The 3,198-nt window shown below is 68.2% G+C and carries 2 protein-coding genes; one reads left to right on the forward strand and one right to left on the reverse strand.

The genetic code is table 11. The features are described 5' to 3' along the window. Window positions 1-50: 50 nt before the first annotated feature. Window positions 51-1,427 carry an ATP-dependent RNA helicase DbpA gene (gene dbpA, locus DCO49_RS19730; protein ID WP_116865428.1) on the reverse strand — a complete coding sequence of 459 codons (1,377 nt, stop codon included), beginning with the start codon at window positions 1,425-1,427 and terminating at the stop codon, window positions 51-53. 113 nt (window positions 1,428-1,540) lie between these two features. Between dbpA and DCO49_RS19735 the strand changes: the two genes are divergently transcribed. After that, window positions 1,541-3,198: ATP-binding cassette domain-containing protein (locus tag DCO49_RS19735; protein ID WP_116865429.1), on the forward strand; the 1,658-nt coding region annotated here is incomplete at its 3' end.

The raw sequence follows: 3,198 nt of genomic DNA on the forward strand, positions 1-3,198 counted from the left end.
CCAACAGCCTGCAGGTAGCGCCGGGCCATGCCCGGCCGATACCTTGATCGTTACATCATCCGCACGCGGAAGCGACGGCCCTTGATCTTGCCGGCTTCCAGCTTGGCAACCGCCTTGTTGACCTGCTCACGGGCGATGGCCACGTAGGAGCGGGTCGGGAAGATCGCGATCTTGCCGATGTGCTTGCCCGACAGGCCGGCATCGCCGGTCAGCGCGCCGAGGATGTCGCCCGGGCGCAGCTTGTCGGTCTTGCCACCATCGATGCGCAGGGTGCGCATCGCCGCCTGCGGCAGCTCGGCCGGGCGCGAGGTCGCCAGCGGCGTCTTCTGCCAGTCCAGCGGCTGGCCCAGATGGGCTTCGACGGCCTCGGCGCGGGTCTTCTCGCGACCGGCCACCAGGCTGATCGCCAGGCCGCTGGCACCGGCGCGGCCGGTGCGGCCCACGCGGTGCTGGTAGCTCTCCACGTCGGTGGGCAGCTCGTAGTTGATCACAGCCGCCAGCTCTTCCACATCCAGCCCGCGTGCGGCCACGTCGCTGGCCACCAGCACGTTGCAGCTGCGGTTGGCCAGGCGGAGCAGCACTTCCTCGCGGTCACGCTGCTCCATGTCGCCATGCAGGGCCAGCGCCGAGAAGCCGAACTGCTGCAGCGAGTTGGCGACCTCGTCCACGTCCTTGCGGGTGTTGCAGAACACCACCGCCGATTCCGGCGTGTATTTCAGCAGCAGGCCGGCCAGCGCCTTCTGCCGGTGGGCCGGTTCCACTTCGCAGAACAGGTGGCGGATGGCCGGGGCCTGGTCGGCGCCTTCCACGGTCACTTCCAGCGCATCGCGCAGCAGGTCGCGGGCGATCTCGCGGATGCTGTCGGGGAAGGTGGCCGAGAACAGCAGGCTCTGCCGGTCCTTGTGGGTGCGGCCGGCTATCTCGCGGATCGGCTCTTCAAAGCCCATGTCCAGCATGCGGTCGGCTTCGTCCAGCACCAGGGTGCGCACCGCGCCCAGGTTCAGGGCACGCTTGCGGGCCAGTTCCTGCACGCGGCCGGGGGTGCCGACCACCACATGCGGGTCGTGGCCTTCCAGCGAGGCCAGCTGCGGGCCCAGCGGCACGCCACCGACCAGCAGCAGCAGCTTCAGGTTGGGGATGCCGGTGGCCAGCTTGCGGATCTGCTTGGCGACCTGGTCGGCCAGCTCGCGGGTCGGGCACAGCACCAGCGCCTGCACGCGGATCAGGCTGGGATCGATGGCCTGCAGCAGGCCCAGGCCGAAGGCGGCGGTCTTGCCGCTGCCGGTCGGCGCCTGGGCGATCACATCGCGGCGATCGAGGATTGCCGGCAGGCTCTGCGCCTGGATAGGCGTAAGGGTGGTGTAGCCGAGGGCGTCCAGGCCGGGCTGCAGGGCCGGGCTCAGCGGCAGGGTCGAAAAGTCAGTCATGGCACATTGTACCTGTGTGCCCTGACCGGGTTGCAGCCATGGCTGGGGGAATGCAACGGTCGACTCTAACGCCGAGATTCCGGCGGGCGCCCGCCAACCCGTACAATAGTGGGATGCCTCTGATTACCCTACAGAACGTCGACTTCAGCGTCGGCGGCCCGTTGTTGCTGGAAAAGGCCGAACTGTCGATCGAGCCGGGCGAACGCATCGCCCTGATCGGCCGCAACGGCGCCGGCAAATCCACCCTGCTCAAGCTGCTGTCCGGCGACCACAAGCCTGATGACGGCGAAGTCCGCGTGCAGCAGGGCGTCCGCGTGACCCGCCTGGAGCAGGAAGTGCCGCATGGCGCGGCCGGCTCGGTGTTCGACGTCGTGGCCGATGGCCTGGGCGAACTGGGCCAGTGGCTGGCCGAATTCCACCACCTCAGCCATGCCGAGGTCTTCGACGGTGAAGCCCTGGGCAACGTCCAGGCCAAGATCGATGCCGCCAACGGCTGGGGCCTGGACCAGCGCGTCAGCGAAACCCTGACCAAGCTCGACCTGGATGGCGAGGCCGAATTCGGCCGCCTGTCCGGCGGCATGAAGCGCCGCGTGCTGCTGGCCCGCGCGCTGGTGTCCAGCCCGGACGTGCTGCTGCTGGACGAACCGACCAACCACCTCGACATCGAGGCCATCGACTGGCTGGAAGCCTTCCTCAAGGGCTGGAGCGGCAGCGTGGTGTTCGTCACCCATGACCGCCGCTTCCTGCGCGCGCTGGCCACCCGCATCGTCGAGATCGACCGCGGCCAGGTCACCAGCTGGCCGGGCGACTGGGCCAACTACGAGCGCCGCCGCGAGGAACGCCTGAACGCGCAGGCCCAGGAAAACGCCCGCTTCGACAAGCTGCTGGCGCAGGAAGAAGTGTGGATCCGCCAGGGGATCAAGGCCCGCCGCACCCGCGACGAAGGCCGCGTGCGCCGCCTGAAGGCGATGCGCAACGAGCGTTCCGAGCGCCGCGAACTCAGCGGCAACGTCAAGATGGAAGCCGCACAGGGCGTCAGCTCCGGCAAGAAAGTCATCGACGTCAAGGACATTTCGTTCGCCTTCGGCGAGCGCACCATGGTCCGCGACTTCACCACCACCATCCTGCGTGGCGACCGCATCGGTCTGATCGGCCCCAACGGCAGCGGCAAGACCACGCTGCTGAAGCTGCTGCTGGGCGAACTGCAGCCGCAGAAGGGTGAGGTCAACGCCGGCACCAACCTGCAGATCGCCTATTTCGACCAGTACCGTGCGGTGCTGCGCGAAGACTGGAGCGCGATCGAGAACGTGGCCGAAGGCCGCGATTTCCTCGAGTTCAACGGCAAGCGCAAGCACGTGCATGCCTACCTGCAGGATTTCATGTTCACCCCCGAGCGTGCCCGTGCGCCGATCACCCGCCTGTCCGGTGGTGAGCGCAACCGCCTGCTGCTGGCCAAGCTGTTCGCGCAGCCGTCCAACCTGCTGGTGATGGACGAACCGACCAACGACCTCGACGTGGAAACCCTGGAGCTGCTGGAAGAGCTGCTGGGCGACTACACCGGCACCCTGCTGCTGGTCAGCCACGATCGTGACTTCATCGACAACGTGGTGACCTCCACGCTGGTGATGGAAGGCGACGGCGTGATTGGCGAATACGTGGGTGGCTATACCGACTGGCAGCGCTATGCCGCCAGCGTGGCCGCGCCTGCGGCGGCGCCGGTGGCCAAGCCGGCTGCTGCTGCGCCGGCCGCTGCTGCGGCGGCGGCCCCGGC

Source organism: Stenotrophomonas sp. SPM, from assembly GCF_003105135.1.
Classification (GTDB): Bacteria; Pseudomonadota; Gammaproteobacteria; order Xanthomonadales; family Xanthomonadaceae; genus Stenotrophomonas.